Source organism: Candidatus Nitrosocosmicus agrestis, assembly GCF_008389435.1.
Lineage (GTDB): Archaea > Thermoproteota > Nitrososphaeria > Nitrososphaerales > Nitrososphaeraceae > Nitrosocosmicus > Nitrosocosmicus agrestis.
Window position 1 is genome coordinate 1 of sequence record NZ_VUYS01000015.1, and the last position, 16,864, is coordinate 16,864.

18 protein-coding genes are annotated in these 16,864 nt (G+C 31.3%); 11 read left to right on the forward strand and 7 right to left on the reverse strand.

The annotated features are described in order from the left end of the window. Positions 1–726: 726 nt before the first annotated feature. From F1Z66_RS10175 to F1Z66_RS10190, 5 genes are all read right to left on the reverse strand, one after another. The gene (locus F1Z66_RS10175) at positions 727–1,197 is read right to left on the reverse strand and encodes a hypothetical protein (RefSeq protein ID WP_149863511.1); all 471 of its coding nucleotides are present in this window, start codon (positions 1,195–1,197) and stop codon (positions 727–729) included. Between the two features lie 200 nt (positions 1,198–1,397). Further along, on the reverse strand, positions 1,398–1,709 hold the full coding sequence (locus F1Z66_RS10180; RefSeq protein WP_149863512.1) for a putative quinol monooxygenase: 312 nt from the start codon (positions 1,707–1,709) through the stop codon (positions 1,398–1,400). Between the two features lie 556 nt (positions 1,710–2,265). Continuing rightward, positions 2,266–3,321 carry a hypothetical protein gene (locus F1Z66_RS10185; protein WP_149863513.1) on the reverse strand — a complete coding sequence of 352 codons (1,056 nt, stop codon included), beginning with the start codon at positions 3,319–3,321 and terminating at the stop codon, positions 2,266–2,268. A gap of 656 nt (positions 3,322–3,977) precedes the next feature. After that, complete coding sequence (locus tag F1Z66_RS15530) at positions 3,978–4,130, reverse strand: hypothetical protein (RefSeq protein WP_154670540.1); 153 nt, start codon at positions 4,128–4,130, stop codon at positions 3,978–3,980. A gap of 34 nt (positions 4,131–4,164) precedes the next feature. After that, positions 4,165–4,482 carry a hypothetical protein gene (locus F1Z66_RS10190; RefSeq protein WP_149863514.1) on the reverse strand — a complete coding sequence of 106 codons (318 nt, stop codon included), beginning with the start codon at positions 4,480–4,482 and terminating at the stop codon, positions 4,165–4,167. Between the two features lie 623 nt (positions 4,483–5,105). Between F1Z66_RS10190 and F1Z66_RS10195 the strand changes: the two genes are divergently transcribed. Further along, complete coding sequence (locus F1Z66_RS10195) at positions 5,106–5,672, forward strand: winged helix-turn-helix transcriptional regulator (protein ID WP_149863515.1); 567 nt, start codon at positions 5,106–5,108, stop codon at positions 5,670–5,672. 4 nt (positions 5,673–5,676) lie between these two features. After that, positions 5,677–6,039, forward strand: a complete 363-nt coding sequence (locus tag F1Z66_RS10200) for a hypothetical protein (RefSeq protein ID WP_149863516.1) — start codon at positions 5,677–5,679, stop codon at positions 6,037–6,039. A 363-nt stretch (positions 6,040–6,402) separates the two neighbouring features. Here the strand turns inward: F1Z66_RS10200 and F1Z66_RS10205 are convergent, their stop codons facing one another. After that, positions 6,403–6,660 (reverse strand): hypothetical protein, encoded by a 258-nt coding sequence (locus F1Z66_RS10205; RefSeq protein ID WP_149863517.1) that lies wholly within the window; start codon positions 6,658–6,660, stop codon positions 6,403–6,405. Between the two features lie 1,231 nt (positions 6,661–7,891). Here F1Z66_RS10205 and F1Z66_RS10210 point away from each other — a divergent pair. Beyond that, positions 7,892–8,119, forward strand: coding sequence for a hypothetical protein (locus F1Z66_RS10210; protein ID WP_149863518.1), 228 nt, complete (start codon positions 7,892–7,894; stop codon positions 8,117–8,119). 723 nt (positions 8,120–8,842) lie between these two features. On the opposite strand, the gene F1Z66_RS10215 is transcribed toward F1Z66_RS10210, so the two are convergent. Further along, positions 8,843–9,073 (reverse strand): hypothetical protein, encoded by a 231-nt coding sequence (locus F1Z66_RS10215; protein WP_149863519.1) that lies wholly within the window; start codon positions 9,071–9,073, stop codon positions 8,843–8,845. 368 nt (positions 9,074–9,441) lie between these two features. Between F1Z66_RS10215 and F1Z66_RS15535 the strand changes: the two genes are divergently transcribed. The 8 genes from F1Z66_RS15535 to F1Z66_RS10250 all read left to right on the forward strand — a co-directional run bounded on the left by F1Z66_RS15535 (position 9,442) and on the right by F1Z66_RS10250 (position 16,669). Next, complete coding sequence (locus tag F1Z66_RS15535; protein ID WP_154670541.1) at positions 9,442–9,591, forward strand: hypothetical protein; 150 nt, start codon at positions 9,442–9,444, stop codon at positions 9,589–9,591. Positions 9,592–9,671: 80 nt separating this feature from the next. Further along, complete coding sequence (locus tag F1Z66_RS10220; protein WP_149863520.1) at positions 9,672–10,619, forward strand: hypothetical protein; 948 nt, start codon at positions 9,672–9,674, stop codon at positions 10,617–10,619. Between the two features lie 76 nt (positions 10,620–10,695). Beyond that, the gene (locus F1Z66_RS10225; RefSeq protein WP_149863521.1) at positions 10,696–12,018 is read left to right on the forward strand and encodes an FAD-dependent thymidylate synthase; all 1,323 of its coding nucleotides are present in this window, start codon (positions 10,696–10,698) and stop codon (positions 12,016–12,018) included. 849 nt (positions 12,019–12,867) lie between these two features. Further along, positions 12,868–13,296 (forward strand): hypothetical protein, encoded by a 429-nt coding sequence (locus tag F1Z66_RS10230; RefSeq protein WP_149863522.1) that lies wholly within the window; start codon positions 12,868–12,870, stop codon positions 13,294–13,296. Between the two features lie 510 nt (positions 13,297–13,806). Beyond that, the gene (locus F1Z66_RS10235; protein ID WP_149863523.1) at positions 13,807–14,520 is read left to right on the forward strand and encodes an HAD family hydrolase; all 714 of its coding nucleotides are present in this window, start codon (positions 13,807–13,809) and stop codon (positions 14,518–14,520) included. Positions 14,521–15,478: 958 nt separating this feature from the next. Continuing rightward, positions 15,479–15,814, forward strand: coding sequence for a PQQ-dependent sugar dehydrogenase (locus tag F1Z66_RS10240; RefSeq protein WP_149863524.1), 336 nt, complete (start codon positions 15,479–15,481; stop codon positions 15,812–15,814). A 44-nt stretch (positions 15,815–15,858) separates the two neighbouring features. Beyond that, the gene (locus tag F1Z66_RS10245) at positions 15,859–16,272 is read left to right on the forward strand and encodes a PQQ-dependent sugar dehydrogenase (protein ID WP_195907525.1); all 414 of its coding nucleotides are present in this window, start codon (positions 15,859–15,861) and stop codon (positions 16,270–16,272) included. A 169-nt stretch (positions 16,273–16,441) separates the two neighbouring features. Beyond that, entirely contained in the window at positions 16,442–16,669 is a 228-nt protein-coding gene (locus F1Z66_RS10250; RefSeq protein WP_149863526.1) for a hypothetical protein, read from the forward strand. Positions 16,670–16,864 lie beyond the last annotated feature (195 nt).

Genomic DNA, 16,864 nt, shown 5'->3' on the forward strand with positions numbered 1-16,864 from the left:
AATTCATGGCATAACAGATTTAGAAAGTTATTTACCAGATATGAGAAGAAGGCTGAGAACTATCTTGGGCTGATACAGTTCTCTTGTTTTATGATTGTTTATAGAAAGATAATTTTGGGATAGACTCTTAATGTATTACTATGTATTTGAGTTATAACTAGAGGTACCAAATATTCGGAAGATAATTATGAGAACCATTTTTGCAGATACGGTACCAAAAAAGGGTATTTACAAAGAACAATATCTTTAACACTAATTTAGGAGTGAGAAACGAGCAGTTTAGTATTAAATATACAATATTATTTGAATAAATTCTATATATTTTTATCAGTTCAAGAAATGGTACTTCATAAATACCTTATCTTAGGGTATAATATGCTAGGTAGTATTGCAAATCAAGTATGAGTAGTGTATATCTAGAAGTGGTGGTGGTATTATGTGGTTCTCATCACGTTGCCTTGAACTTCAAATCCACCATTTCTAGGTTTGTTATTTGCTCGTAACGATATCTCTAACTTGAATGACATTTTACTTGGATTGGATATGGATTAAGATAATGATTTAATCCTATTTAAAAAAAAGATTTAACAAAATTCATAACAACAGAATCTATTTTATAGATTATAAGGAGAAGCATATTTTATTCAAAGATATTTAGACTATCCAGTAACGTTATCTTTTTAGGTTTATAACCGTAAATGTATAAAAAGGATTTAGTGATTTATCTTAATCAGACATAGACAAGATCTCTACTGATTTTTCTAGATTCTCATTTATTTTGTCAATATGTTCTTGCAATTCCTCCAGAGGAACCTGATCTAGAATCATTTTCCTTAATTCTTCCCTCATCATTATCTCGGTAGTTTCCATTAATGATTTGTCTTTTTCAGCTAACGGAGATTCGACATACTCAAAGTTATCAAGATATGCTGTTGTGGCAAGTTCTTCTGCACCGGTGTAATTGCCATTAGTATATTCGGTAATGGTTTGAGCCAATAAGCCTCTTATAACTTTAATAAATTCTACCGGAGTTTGTGGTTCGTCTGAAGTTGAATTATATGTACCTTGTGTTAAAGTGTTATTTGATTGGGCATACGAATATTGAACACTTTCAGTGATCCCGATTACAGCAAAGGAAAACAAGGAAAACAAGGAAAATATAAATATTTTGTTTAGTTGATTTGATTTCGATGTCATTATCAATATACTTGAGTTATTCACGGCTAACAAAGGTTTATCTAATTATTTAATTTTGTTGCTCGTTATAAGATTTGAGAATAAGAAGGATCAACAGACCATTATTCATAAATGAAGTAAATTCACAAATTATTAAGTATTATAACATAATTGAAATATTTTGTTTTAAAAATGCTTCTCTAAATATAAAAGCTTTAGATTTAGTGACCCGTAATTTCTTTGTAAAGTTTGTATTCAAGCGGCTTTGATATAAGATCTTGAACTTTGGCTCTCAAATCTACAGACTCTTGATTGTTATAGTGTTTGTCGTATGCCTCTTTACTTTCCCACACCTCATCAAACAACAATTCATTTGGATCTTCAATAGACATGTTAAATGTATAAGTAACGTTGCCATCGCGCTTTCTAGGGGGATTAACAAGAGGTACAAATAAATCGAGTAATTCTTGTTTTTTTCCTTCCTTTGCATGGATTAAAACTATTACCCTTACCTGATTGCTTTGATTAGACAATTTTACTAGATTTAAATTTTATCTCTTTTAAAGATTACTTTGTCTCGTTATGCCAGAAGTTGTTAGATTTGGAGAATTCCTTCGTCTGATAAAAGTGCGATCTAGTCTTCACGACATTATACAAATTCTTGTAATTATTTGGTGTTTGTGAGTTCATATAATGTTGCATTTCTTTTCAAGATATGCTCTTTGATTCTATATTTTCAATTCGTTTTCCATTACTTCGTGTTGAAAATTCTTATCTTCCATTCCTATGCTAGATTATTGTCATTAACAAGATGCATATACTACTAAAGCAATTTGATATATTGACATATTTATTGGGATATAATATTTTCTTGCCATTTAGTCATTTTTTATTCAACCTGATATTTTATTCAAGAATTCTCATAATCAAAATCTTATTTTGATTCATTTATCAACCTTTAGGAAGATCATTTAGGCATAATAGCCTTTACGGGTAAAACCAGGCATTATTAAACAATGCAAATAATAGATAAATTATTGCGTACTATCAATCAATTTAAAAAAAGTATTGGTGAACAATGTTTTGCAATCAGAGATTGAAAAATGATTTATACAAATTCTTACAATTATCAGGCTTAGATGTTATATTCATGAACGTTCCAACGCCTTCTTTAATTGCCATTTCATAGATCATCTTATAAACCTGCAAATCCTCCATTGCAAATCCAACGGAATCAAATACTGTAATTTCATCCCTAGTTTCTCGTCCTTTTTTCTTGCCTGCCACTACTTCTGCCAAGTCAGAATAAATTCCATCCTCCAATACCTGTTGGGATTCTCCTTCATATACAGCTTGATCTTGAAAGTCGACAACTATTTTTGATTTTTGCAGTAATTTTTGTTCAATCTCAATTTTGCCTGGAGAATCTCCTCCAACTGCATTGATATGAGTGCCTTGTTTAACCCAATGATGTCGGACGACTGGAAGAGTATTATGTTCTTTGCAAGTGGCAGTTACAATAATTTCTGATTTTTGACACAGCTTTTCTATATCGCTTTCAATGCTGATATTAAGATCTTTCATAAACTTTCTTGCAGATTTGCTCATGGACTTTGAAGCTGAAATATCAGTATCAAACAGATAGACGGACTCTATGTCTCTAACAAAAGAGATAGCGTGAAGTTGAGGAATAGCCTGAGCACCGTTTCCAATTATACCTATTTGTTTTGAGTCCCTATTTGCCAAGTATTTTGTTGCGATGGCTGAAGCGACCCCGGTTCTTAATGCCGTCAGGATGGATGAACCAGTAATCATCAATGGATACCCTGTTTTTCCATCAACTAGTATACCGTTCGCAATTATAGTAGGAAGATCATATTGCGTTGGATTGTCTTTGTGCGTATTTACAATTTTACAGCTGAAATACTCTTGATCAGATGCTGACATTGCCTCTACCGAACCTTTAGTGAAATAGAATTCATGTCGGGGAGGATTCACAAATTGTTTTGCAGCAAAATTTACAAAACCATTCTCTAATGTCTGAAAAAGATTCTCAAGAAATCTGTCTAATGTAGTTTTATTCCTGATGAGATCTATGATCTCGGCTTCTCGTAGAACTAAAGTTCCCTTTTGGAAGATATTCACCTTTCACTTTTGATAATCTCCGATCTAACTTGATTTTGTAGATATAAAAACTTGTCTGTTTTTTTTTTTGCTGCAAATATATCTACTATATGCTGTCATTATTGCTTGTGTTCAATATTATTCAGTTCTACTGCATCTAGTTTTTATAGAAAATGAATCCATCCAAATATACATTAATTCAAACTAAACTATAATTTGAAAAAAAATTCGATAGTTTGCAATCAAGTATGTCAAATATTTGTCATGTATTAAAGTCAAATATTAATGCAAAGAAATTCGATGTTTGAACCTATTTCTGTATGTTTGATTGTCATCGTATTAATTTGAAACCATAGCATTAACGATCAAAGGTTTTGAACATGTTTTTCAGAATCAGTCTATCATTTCATGCGGCGTCTAATATCTGACAAAATGGTGGTATACATTAATCTCCCTTATTTTTCTTCCACCATACTCTTTACAGATTAGATATTCATGTGCAAATGAATAACTAATACGTCTTGTATTTTTAAAATCACTAGTTACATCATTAACCATAATTTTCGATAAATATTTCATTAAGAAATCTTTTACCCCTTTCTCTGTGTTTAAATTTTATGAAATGATATCTCCAATTGAAACAACTTATATGGCATTGTCAATAAAAAAGACTGATATTATTTTCGATAGTTCTTAGTGTGTTTAACTGGCAAGATCTTTGCGGGATGCTCATTTACTGTAAAACCTCTTGTTATTTGTGCCAAGGTTATCTCATTATTTTGAGCTAATGGTAAAGTCAAATGCATGTTTTCAAACAGGGATGAATCCAAGTTAGGACGTTTCTTCAGTTAAGCATCAGATAGATTAATCAATTTCGATCACTAAATCACTAAAATTCGTACCAGCCTTTTTCCTTTGACTATATATCACTTCAAGTAGATCTTTACCACAATCCTCTGTCAAGTATGCGCATCTTAATCCATTGTAGGATACAAATGCGTTATTAACCAAGTGGAAAATATACATTTTCAAAATCATTTTTGGGATAGGAACTATGTTCTGAATATTTAGATATATTTCTGAAAAGGAAGCTTCGTTTATGCAACATAGTAATATTGGTTCCGCAATAGCAACCCTAAGACAAACCCGGCCGTTTATACTATTTGGAAATTCTTGAGCCAATTTTTAATCTACTTTCCTCTTTAGTTATAAGATGATATCCGATAGAATATGACTTCCTGTATGTATGTCTGTTACCTAAACTTTTTAATAAGCCATTTTCCGATATGTAAAAATCATTTAGCATGTCGGCTTATTTTAAACTCCTACCGAATTACTTTTAAGATTGTTAACGTTAAAGATCTTAGGACTTTTAAATACAAGAGAAAAAATCCGCAAATCCAGGTTCATTTTTCCAGATTTCAAACTCTGCCTCTCTTCCAAATAATGCATAAAATAAAATATCGGAATCAGATTAAAAAGAAATTTGATACAAATAGCTAAATATAATTTCCCATGTATTTCCTAGTAATGCTCATAGATTAGATGTCTGTACTATGAAGTGGAGCAGATTCATTGTCGTCATCATTCCTCTTCTAATCTTCTAATTACCATGGTTACAAATATTCTATTAAATTTACTTTACTAATTTGGAATTTATCATATTTTTGTAATCATCAAAATAATAATCATTTATTAGTGATCAATTTAAAAATGAATTATACTACAATCTTCTTGGTTTGTATAAATGCTTTATATGGTTCAACAATCACTTGAAGTGTTGAAGTTGAAAGTGTGAGGGCTATTTGGTAGGAGAAACGTCAAGGGCGGGTGATGGAAATGAAGCAAAAATTATGGCTTATATACTAGATAATCCAGGTTCGTACTTACGACAAATAAAAACTGGACTCGGTATATCTATGGGTACTATACAGTATCACCTAAACAAATTAGAAAAGGATAATAAAATAAGTTACTCTAGAAATGGCCTTCATAAATGCTTTTTTGTTACTGGGATTTTCAAAGACAATGAGAAAGAGATTATCAAATATCTTAATCAAGAAACTCCTCGAAAAATAATAATGTTTATTATAGAGCAAGGCCAGCCATCACAAACAGATATTGCTAAAAATATCAAAATCTCCTCCCCTTCCATAAATTGGAATCTAAAAAGATTAATAGAATCAAAGGTGATTAAAGAAAAGAAAGATGGAAGATTTAAGAGATATACTTTGTCTGGAGAAATCGACTCCATATTGTTAACCAAACTGTTGAAAAATTATTATCCAAGTGTTTGGGATAGATGGACCGATAGACTTGCAGAAATATTTTTATCTCTTTCATTCGATACTGAAAATAAGGACAGGAGTTAATTAATTGTCAGATATTTTTGTTTTAAATTTTTTTATGATGATTATGATATCATCACAATCTAATGTCCCATATTATCCACTACAGATTGAGTTTATCGGAATTGTCGAAAACTTTGAAACATTACTTATAGGCATTTTTTCAATTATATTATTACTTCTGTCAATTTCATCCTATAAAAAAACAAGACTGCAGAATATTTTGTATGCTGCCGCAGCTTTCGCGCTATTTGCCTTTGATATGTTTTTGGAACTAATTATTGAGAGGTATTATTCAATTACTTACCCACTTCAAGATTTACTCCATACTTCAATTATTCTTGCTATTTTGGGGCTATTTTTTATGTCAATAGTTAAAAGAAATAGATAGATTTTTGCACTTTTTAAAAATATAATTTAACTGGCTAGTTGTTCTATTGTTACTTACAAAAGTCACATAATCTTTATCCGGTATATATATATGAGAAACAAAGGTATTATTTTTAAATGGATTAGCGACCTTATTTTTTTATATACAAAAAAGGCAAACGATTCATCAAAATTGTTAGGTTCAAACACAGCGAATCGGATAAGACTTTTTTGTGTTATTGATCTAGTCTAGTCAAAAATATTATAGTCTATGCAAAGTTTGCAACGAGTCATCCATAAGGTAAATTTTAGAGTAAATGCCAATTTACTAAAGATTTGTATTTTATTCAAAAAAAAAATTGGATTGGATAAGAAAAGAAGAAAGTTAGTCGTTTGATTGTGCAGCTGCGTTATTACCAGTGTTACCTTGGAATTGGAAGTTAAGGTTATTTCCTGAAAAGAAGGTACTACCACCAGAAACGACTTGGCTATTTTGTTTTGATTTTTGAGATTGAGTAATAGCTTGTTTTGCTTTGTTACTCTTTTTTGCTAATGCATCTTCTGAAATTGCCAATGGAGCTAAAACCAAAGCAAGTGCTAAAACGACTGCTGCTGATACTAGTAATGTTTTACCTGTATTCATACTTGTAAACTTGATTACAATAATTCCATATATATTAGCTATTTTAGAATTTTTGGTAAACAAGTTTAAGTATTGTCTAATAGTAAAGAATTCTACACGATTTTACTATTCCCGATCTATTGTGATATAGATAACGCATTTTTAGTAAATTGATTTACTTTTTGGTAATAACCTATTCTGAGTATAAGGTATTTAAAAAAACACGCTTTACAGAGTAGTTATAAAGAATCAAGTCAAACTGGATGCGGATTAGCCCAAGGTCATGTTCTCATGTTTTACTCTCGATACAAAATTGATAATCGGTAGGCGGGTAGAATAAACTAAACAAAATATACCAAATATATCACAAAACTAATTCATGTTTCCTAATTAGATCCATTTATCTGATCGCTGCAGTGTATCACCCTATTTCAACTCAGAGGTTAAAAAAACAAGATCTCGAATTACAAAAAAATTATTGATATATCATAATTCATTTGACTATCAAAGTAAATTGATCATATGGCAAGATTCACTTTGCAAGCTTTATTATCAATGTGTCCAACTATAACAATGAATCCCAATCAAATACTGACAATTTTATAGGTCTTTGTTTAAAACAAAAAGTAAACCCGAGCCTTATCCACATGAAAATGACCGGGGCAAAAAATAGTGATAATAATAATACTATTAATAGCATTTAACGGCTATAATGTTTATAGACAGGTATAAAATATGATTTACTGTAAATCACTGCTAACTTGAAATTGCATTTGACAGATTAAAATCGATATTAGATAAATATCAACTTTATGACAAATCAGACACAGATATTGAATGTGCAATATACTTCAAAGTAGATAAAAAATTACATATTGAGTTCTATCTGAATATTTGGATTCAGATGTTGATGTTGATATTGATATCATTATTATCAAACTATTCTTAACCATACTGGTATTGCCCCGTGGTGAAAGAAGGATGAGCCGATTTTCAAAAAGGAAATTGAATTATTGTAAGCACTGTTAAAAACAAAGTTCTTCCCCCTTACTCCTTATTTCCCCCAATCCAATCCAAATTAGAGAAGTATTACAGATTATTACCAAAAAATTTTGTGGGTATCCGTATATCCTAACAAATTTAGAATTCCAAAATTATCAAAATTCTTAAGTAAAGAAAAATTTCGACAATATTGTGACTCTGATTATATACTTATTTATAAATAAACCCTATATAGTAGGTACTAATAGATATGTCTAATTATAGTTATTATAGTAAGAGACTTTTACATCAACTTAGAAAGGATAATAACAAATATGCAGATTTTTTGATTAATATGGTAGAAGCCGAAATAATATTTTATAAAAAGTCTCAACCTTTTAATTCACGAATCTTAAAAAATGCATACTGGAGATTAGACAATTTGAAACTATTCAAGAGAAGGATTGATCTATACTACGACATACTAGAAGAAGAATAAGAAAGAACACCCATCATAGTTATACTCACTGACTATAATATTCCTCTGAACTGATGGAGTTTAATAAGGATTTTCTTTGAAATTAATAACATACCACTGCTTATAAATCATAGTAAGGAATCAATTCGTATTGGTATGATTTATTGATCTCTTGCAAGATTTCGAATAGTTTGGGCATAAAGTAGTGATTAAGAATCATTTTTTGGGCAGAAGAAAACAAGTAAATTAAAGAAAAATAACGTTATCGCACGATTAATTATCAACTGATGATCACTGATATTCTCAATAGTATACCAGTACAATCAAAAATTAAGATCGTCTCTTAGAATATTCAAGTTAATAAGCATCATTTTTAATGAATATTTACTGTGCATAATTAAATTCTCGTTTCATTTTACAAACAACATTTACATTTAATAGGATTGGAAATAAAGAAAAAATAAGAATCAGATAATCATATTATTAATACGCATAAACATATGTCTTATGGTGACGTAATGAGAGTAAATCAATTGTATTTAAACAACCATGACTGGCCGATTTATCATTTGATTCTCGTTATAAGGATATGTACCAAATGATCATGGAGAACTCGACTTTTTAAAGCGAATCATGCTAGCAGAAAATCAGGATTTACAAATCGTAATTAATGATTTGCTTTGTTGATCCATTTCATAACAATTCAATTAAATATATCTTGAGGACAAAGTTCTATCTAAATATTTAGTACTCAGTTGGTGCCCCATTGAAGGACTTACAATTAGGACATTTTATAACTAAATCATAGTAATTGTATACAATAGTATCGTGCATCAAGACAAATCCACAATTACCACATACATGAGACTCTAATTCTGCCCCCCTGTAAACAACATTTCTTTCATCAAGTGTAGAAATTAATCGAGTTTGAGGTTCGGACGATGGTATGACTTGTAATTTAATTATTTTAGTCACATGTCATTCATTTGCATTATCGCATTTAAAACCTCCCACCTTTTGTTATGAAAAAAAATAATCTAACAATTCTACATCATTTAATAAAAGTAACTACAACAATCGGATGTCCATTTTAGCCAAAACAACAGTGGTATTTATCAAATATTATCGTGTTCAAATTGAAGAAAAAATATTTGCATTTGTTCTACCAGTTATTTTATAATATATCTTTCTAATTTGCTCTAGTAATCTACCGTCCAGTAAAAACAAGAGAAGGTTTTTAGTTATCAATGACTCCAATACATGTTTAGAGGTAAACACAGTTTAATATACATCATTTATTTATTTATGCTACATTTGGTTTGTTTTTGTCGTTATTGTTAATTATGGATTCTAAATCAATCGTCGAAACATCATTTGCATCATCACCTTCATTTGAACTTCAGGAATTGATAAATGAGAATAGAGATTGGGTACAAACTTACGGCAACAGTAGCGAGAATTTAAAAACAAGTATACCGATATTCTCGCTGTAAATTATATTAGCAATGGGGAGACATTTAATTCTACTATTTGGTTACGATCAGGTTTCAACAATATTTCTGCATTCAATCTGATGGACAACAATTCACAAAGAAAATTGACTTACGGAATGCTAGTCGATGCTGATTCAAACACTAAGACAGGTTTCAATGGTGCAGACTATGATCTCTATGTTGAATCCTTGGATGGAAATTTAAGTGGATATCTTTACCAATTATCCACCACGGGAGGGTACAAACTAGTTGGTTCAGAGACAAATTTCACTCATACTCACGGCAGATCTTCGATGGGTCCTGGATATGTAAATTTGAACCTAGATTTGGATTCAATTAATTTCCCTAGTGAATATAGCATACTCTTTTATACTGCAGAATCATACAAATCAAATGAGGTAAGACAATTTACAAACTGGGTTACTATTCCTCCCCCTATTCTACAAATATCAACTTCACCATCTGACATAACAATAAGACAAGGAGAAAACATGCTAATTCCTGCAAGGATAAAGTCCACATCAGGATTTTCTAACGATGTAATAAATATAACCGTAGGTTCTGCAAATTCATTCAACACTAATAGATTCGGAAACAACTTTGTTCCTAGTTTTAACTCAAGTGAGATTCATGTAGATATTAAAAGAAATCAACCACCGTTAATTAAGATAACAGTTCCAGAGCAAACACCCCTTGGGATTTACACATTTCCTCTTATAGCTACAATAAGGGAACCCTCGATGGCAACCACGACTAAACCAACCTTCATAGCCCCCCTAGGCGGGGCTTTGGATCCGAAATTTTCACTATCAAAAAAATATCCTACCGCAGGTTACTTAACACAACCAGTCAATCTTACAGTAACAATAACTCCTCCAATGGATATCGAGGATCAGTTCAAAGAATTTTGGGCTACTTATGGTCAGTTCATAAGTATATTCGCAGGTGCATTTGTGGGGGCATTTGCCAGAGAAATGTTTGGATTAGTAAAGAGAAAAAAAGAGAAAGAAGGAAAAAATGATCTGTAGTAGTGTATTTTTTTTATTTTAGAAGATTAAAATGCAAGAGAATAGAAATTTTGGTTTAGGAGATGTTTAATCAACTGTGTTAGAATTTGTAAGATCTAAGACCCATCCTAAAAACATCTTTTTCATAAATGCCCAAACACTTAAGGACAAAGTAGATTTAGGTGCACTATTGTCCAGATATTCTAGGAGTGACAAAGATGCAGAGACATTATATCAAGAAGAATTTGTAACTAATGATGATAGAGGGAAAGAGTTTTATGCAAAGGTATTTGGTCAATATGGAGATGAATCGATCTCCGAGCTAGTTCCTCTTGGATTCGCAGTTTGTTTGGAAAATATTCCGATATTATGGAGTACGTATATCTTGCATTATAGGACACTATCAGCCATAGAGAAATCCACAAGATATGTAAAAGCTTTTGATTACTACAAGCCTAAACACAATTCAAATGCAACTGAATCATTTAATCAAAGGTCCAAGCAACAAATTCAAGACTATAACCTAGAAATTAAAAATACAGAAGATAGATTAATCAAAGAGTTAAAAATCACAGATCTTACAAATAAAGCAGTAGTAAGAGCACTAAGAGCAAGAGCGTTAGACGAGTGTCGAACCTTGTTACCACTATCCACTTTTACTTCTATAGGAATCATGTCTAACTTAAGATCATGGCTAAATATTTTGACAAAAGAAAAAGTTCGTAATGAGTCTTCTCTATATGTAAGAGATTTAATTGACCCACTAATAACTCTGTTCAAAGATAACTTTCCTTCCATTTTTAGTCAAGATAAAATAGATTATTTAGTAAAATCCGAAAACATCATTTATTCTTCAAAATTAGAACTTCAAATAATAGAAGATGATGAATTTGTCGCACCTCATGTTAATAAAGTAGAGAATTTTGAGTTAATTTATACTCCAGATATTGGCCCGACGATGGATTATCTCCCATATATCGAACAAATAGATAGGATCAAGAAAATAAAACCAGTCCGGGAATATGAAATGCTCGACTTTACAATAACAATTCCAAATGTAGATTTGGCAACATTTAGAGATATCCAGAGACATAGATATTTTACCATTATTATTAATAGATGGGATAACTATCAATCTGAAGAACAAGAACTTACTTTGTTATCATCGCCGATGAGCAATACAATTGATATAACCATTAAAGGGAATTTGAGACAATGGACCCATGCAATAGAATTGAGAACACAAGAACAAGGACATTTTAACTACAGGCAAATTTTTCAACAATGTGGAAAGATGATCGCAAGAGATTTGAATATAGATAAGAAACAGTTATTTCCATATGCGGATTGGCGCACAGATAAGGAAATCGGATTAGGAAGACTAAAATCAGAGATGAAAAAGATGAACTCTGGTCTGTAGAAATTTACTCATCTTTTTTATCCACTCAGCCTATAGTGAAGACTATAAATATCAACATCAACCAAATTTATATGGAATTTCGATCAGGACACATATTTTATACAAATCAAGAAAATATAAGATAAAGACAATACCAAGTAGTATGTTTTGAAGAATTTGTTAATTCATGTATTAAATTATATAACAATCTAAAAAACCTCATAAAATTTTTTTCAAGTAAAAAATTCTTGTTTTTTGTCTAGTATAAGGTATTTTGATGGTCTTTTAGGTTTTAGAATTGAAATAACTGATTTAAATACTATTTTATTAATCAAAAATATTATCCTACCTACCGAATAGTTTACATTCATGCTTTTATTACATAGATACTTATTTTTAGCGAAATCAACCTCTTTTTCTTCTTCATTAGAGAATGCGACCTTACTTTTATTCAGTTTCGCAAAGCTGATGCGGAATAAAGCACAATTTTGTGCCCAAATAGCATATGGTAATTTAGGTAAGCATTGATGGACATAGATTTCCAGTGACTTAGAAAATTAAGATCGTTTGATTAGGGCAATATCTGGAAGTTAGTGAATAAATAGAAAAATTAAAAGAATTTCATTAAATCAGTATTTAGGATTGTTTTCAATGTGAGGTGTACCCAGTTGAGGTTTGGACGATAGAATTGGATACCCTTAAAACTTTTTCATGCACTTATGTTTTTATCATTTCTGCAACAAATGTGTAGATAAAATAGAATATCCATTTTCAGGAGTATTAAAGCAATTTAGTTTCATACATGGTTATTGGAGTCAGTATTTCATATTGGTGGATGCATTTACTTTTTCCGTCATAAGAAAGCATTATTTGTCAAGTATCTATATATTTAAGGATATAAAGTTAGATGCAGTATTAATATTAAGAAAGAAAATGAAGAATGTAAAAAAACTCACCATGAACTTGGGAGCAATATTTATTTTTGGAATGGTATTAACTGCAGCAACCAATTTTTATGTTTCTGCACAGACACAACTAAACACTACAACTAATCAAGGTCTCACAAACACTACAACTAATCAATCCAATCCATCCCCAAATAACATTAATGTATCCAAATCACCTAAAGATGAGGCTTCAGTATCAATAAAGGGGGCCATAATTGAAACAGGAGAATTTCTAGGGAATGTAACTCAAAAGATCGCCAAATCGAAATCGGCCAGTTCGGTATTAAATGAAACTTCAGGGATTTTAGGAGACGCGTATGTTGAAACTAAAAAATTCTTCAGTCCAAACTAGATAAATTGAGATAGAGATCATAAACTTTTTTTATTGTTCACAATAATAAAACCACTCAACGATTTATAATTCCAATGAACGAGATCTTCGCGGATCAGTATATTCTATAGGTTTCCCTACACATAGAAACTATTGGCGCCATAAATCTTATCTCCCTACAAATAGTATAATGCAATATTGACTAGTAATAACATCAAATAAATCTTAAAGAATTCATAAAATGATTCTAGGTACAAGCCGATAAATAAATAATCCTAAATTAAGTAAAATATCAGTCAAGTTAAAAATCAATTATTGTGTCGTCAATATTGTCAAGAATGTCGATAACAGTTACGACAATAATTTTCCCTCCGGCTCGAAAAACTAACATACCAATTAAAGCCGACCAAAATTGACAAAAATAAATTCTAATTTTAAACAGAAATACTAGGCTGTATAAAATTTTGACATCTAAAGGAGAAATGGCAATTTATACATCTATAGAATAATAAATTATATGACACTGATATTTTGTCATTAGATTCGATGAAGGGAATTTTTTTTGACATGGACGGAGTATTACTTGATTCGATGGCCTATCATGCAGAAGCAATGTATCAAGCACTAAAATTGGAAATCGATTACGAACTAGATAAGAAATGGATTTACCTGCTTGAAGGTATGCCAGCGGAGGAATTTCTATTAGAGATTTTCAAACATAATCCTCCAAAATCATCAATCAGCGATGAAGAAATAAATAAAATAGTCAGTCTCAAGAAAAAAATCTTTAAGGAAATTGAACATGTAAAGTTGATTGATGGAGCAAGAGAACTGTTAGAGGACCTAGCACAAATAAAGTGCATCAAAGCAGTTGTAAGTGGTTCCTCAAGAAAAGAAGTTATTCATATAATAGACAAAATGATCGGTATCGAGAATTTTGACATCATCATTACGGGAGACGATGTAACCAAAGGAAAACCAGACCCTGAGCCCTTCATAAAAGCAATTAAAGGAGCCAAATTGCACAGCAAAGATGCTTTAATAGTAGAAAATTCTCCCTTTGGAATTGCTGCGGCAAATCGAGCCAACGTGCGATATATCATTACACTGAACAACACTCCGTTGACAATAGATGATTTTTATCGTTTTCTTCCAATTCCAATCAAAGGGAGATTTGTGGATCACATTTTTGAAAACACTAAATCAACAAGGGATTGTATTCTGAAATGGATCTATGAAAAATAGCAATAGATTTCAAATAATATAATGTGGATGATTTAAAGAATTCATAAACACCCCAAATTAATAGCTTACAAAAAATCTGATTCGAAATGCACAGTTTTCTCTACACGAACACTAAATTTACACATAAATCAAGATTCTAAAATCTTTAACTCAGTCTAGGAAACATGAGACTCTATAGCATGTATACCATGTATACCATGACAATCCTTACAAAATAAATTGTCCTTATTCATGGATCCATGAAAAATCATACAAGGGAATGCATGTGGTCAAATTCTCGTTTCCTTTAATTTCCCACCACAAAATCATCAGCAATATCAAAGTCTGTATGAATATGACTTTAAATCTGCGACGGAGTAATAAAATTTGGATCCATACTACCTTTAGCATTATACATAATTTCAGATATTATTATGTTCATTCTTTTCTGTCAATAGTTAAAATCTTTGTGCCATAATAGTTCACTTTTTGTAACACATTTGTCAGCAAGTGATAACGAGTATATAGAAACCGGAAAGATTATATGTTTATATTAAAAGAATACAGGCTTATTTTATGAATTATTCTCGCGGCTCAATCCATCAACATCTTGGAATTAAAAGTTTTGACAATAAATAAAGGTAATTGTTTTAATTGCCAAAGGCAACAATTCTCGAACAGCCGGATCACAATGAAGTTTTTGATCCAGTTACATTTAAAATGGTCGATTTATTATATCAATTAAAGTTAGAAGCGAATTTTTTGCTCATACAATATTTTAATAACATATTACCCCATGGATCATGTGGATACAGTTATCAAGAGGTTTATAGACCCCGGTATATACTTTTTTTAACCCCAAAAAATTATATTATTATATTTAATCGCAATAGCATCTCTCTGTCTGAGCAGTAACGATACTCCTGTTTTTTCACAAGAACTACCGACGATCACCGATCCCTCATTAATAATAGAAGTCGTGGCTGAGGGACTACAATCACCTACTAGTATGGCATTTTTATCAAACAATTCAATACTATTTACTCAAAAAGAAGGTACTATTTCAAAGCTGAACCTTGACAATCCTACAAGTCGAGAAACGTTATTAGAGTTAAAGGATGTAAGTAGCAAGAACGAAAGAGGACTTTTAGGGATAGCCATTTACGACAATATTGGAACGATTTCAAATTCAACAAGCAACCAAGAGAATAACTTTAGTGTATTTATTTTTGTTACTAAATCTAGTAAATTAATGAATCAAGAAACACCTGACTCATCAAACAGCAATGGATTAAGAAATAGAATTTATAAATAATATGGGATGGATAATTTCTCACGAATCCACTCATGATTTTGGATTTGCCCGCAGGTCCAGGGATAAATCATCAAGGTGGAAAACTCAAAATAGGCCCAGATTACCAACTTTATGCTGTAATTGGCGAACTTCAAAGAGAAGGACAGTTGCAGAATATTAAATATGACCTATTACCTGATAATAGTGGAGCCATTTTCAGAGTAAATCCTGTTGACGGTTCACCTTCGAATAACAACCCGTTCTTGGCTGAAAAGAATGATAGTAAAGGTGCGTCAATAGCAAAATATCACGCATATGGAATAAGGAACAGTTTTGGTATTGACTTTGATCCAATTACAGTCAAATTATGGGATGCGGAAAACGGCCAAGACCTTTACGATGAAATAAACATGGTAGACCAGGATTTAATAGCGGCTGGAAATTGGTTATGGGACCTATTTCAAGATCGGCGGGAGTAACAGAGAACGACTTAGTCTACACTCAAGGTTCATGATATTCTGATCCGGTTTTAAGTTGGGAACAGTCCAGAAGGGTTACTGATCTGGAATTCGTTAATTCTGACAATGTCGGTAAAAGATATGAAAACAATATATTCGTAGGAGATATAACTAGTGGTAATTATTTTTCTTGGAAGTTAATCCGAACACAAGTGACTTACAGTTTGATAATAACCCCAAACTAGCCAATGATTTAGTCGCAACCAATCAAGATGAGATTTCCTATATAACGATAGGTAGCGGATTCAAAGGGATCACAGATATAGAAACAAGACCCGATGATGATCTCTATATTTTAACATATAGTAGGAGTGACGAAGGTCAAGGTGTCTTATATAGAATAACAAATAATTACTAAAAATTGTAGTTGCATAAAGATATAAGTACCTAGGTTGAGCGTTAGATAGAAATACAAATGCAGTTTTCATATTTTAAATCCAGGCACCCTAACAACAAAACCAGCCCTTTTATCAGAATGCCCAAATCAAGGTAATATGTTTCCTCTAAAAGGATCTAATATTGATGCCTCCATTATTTAGATCATATGTTTTGC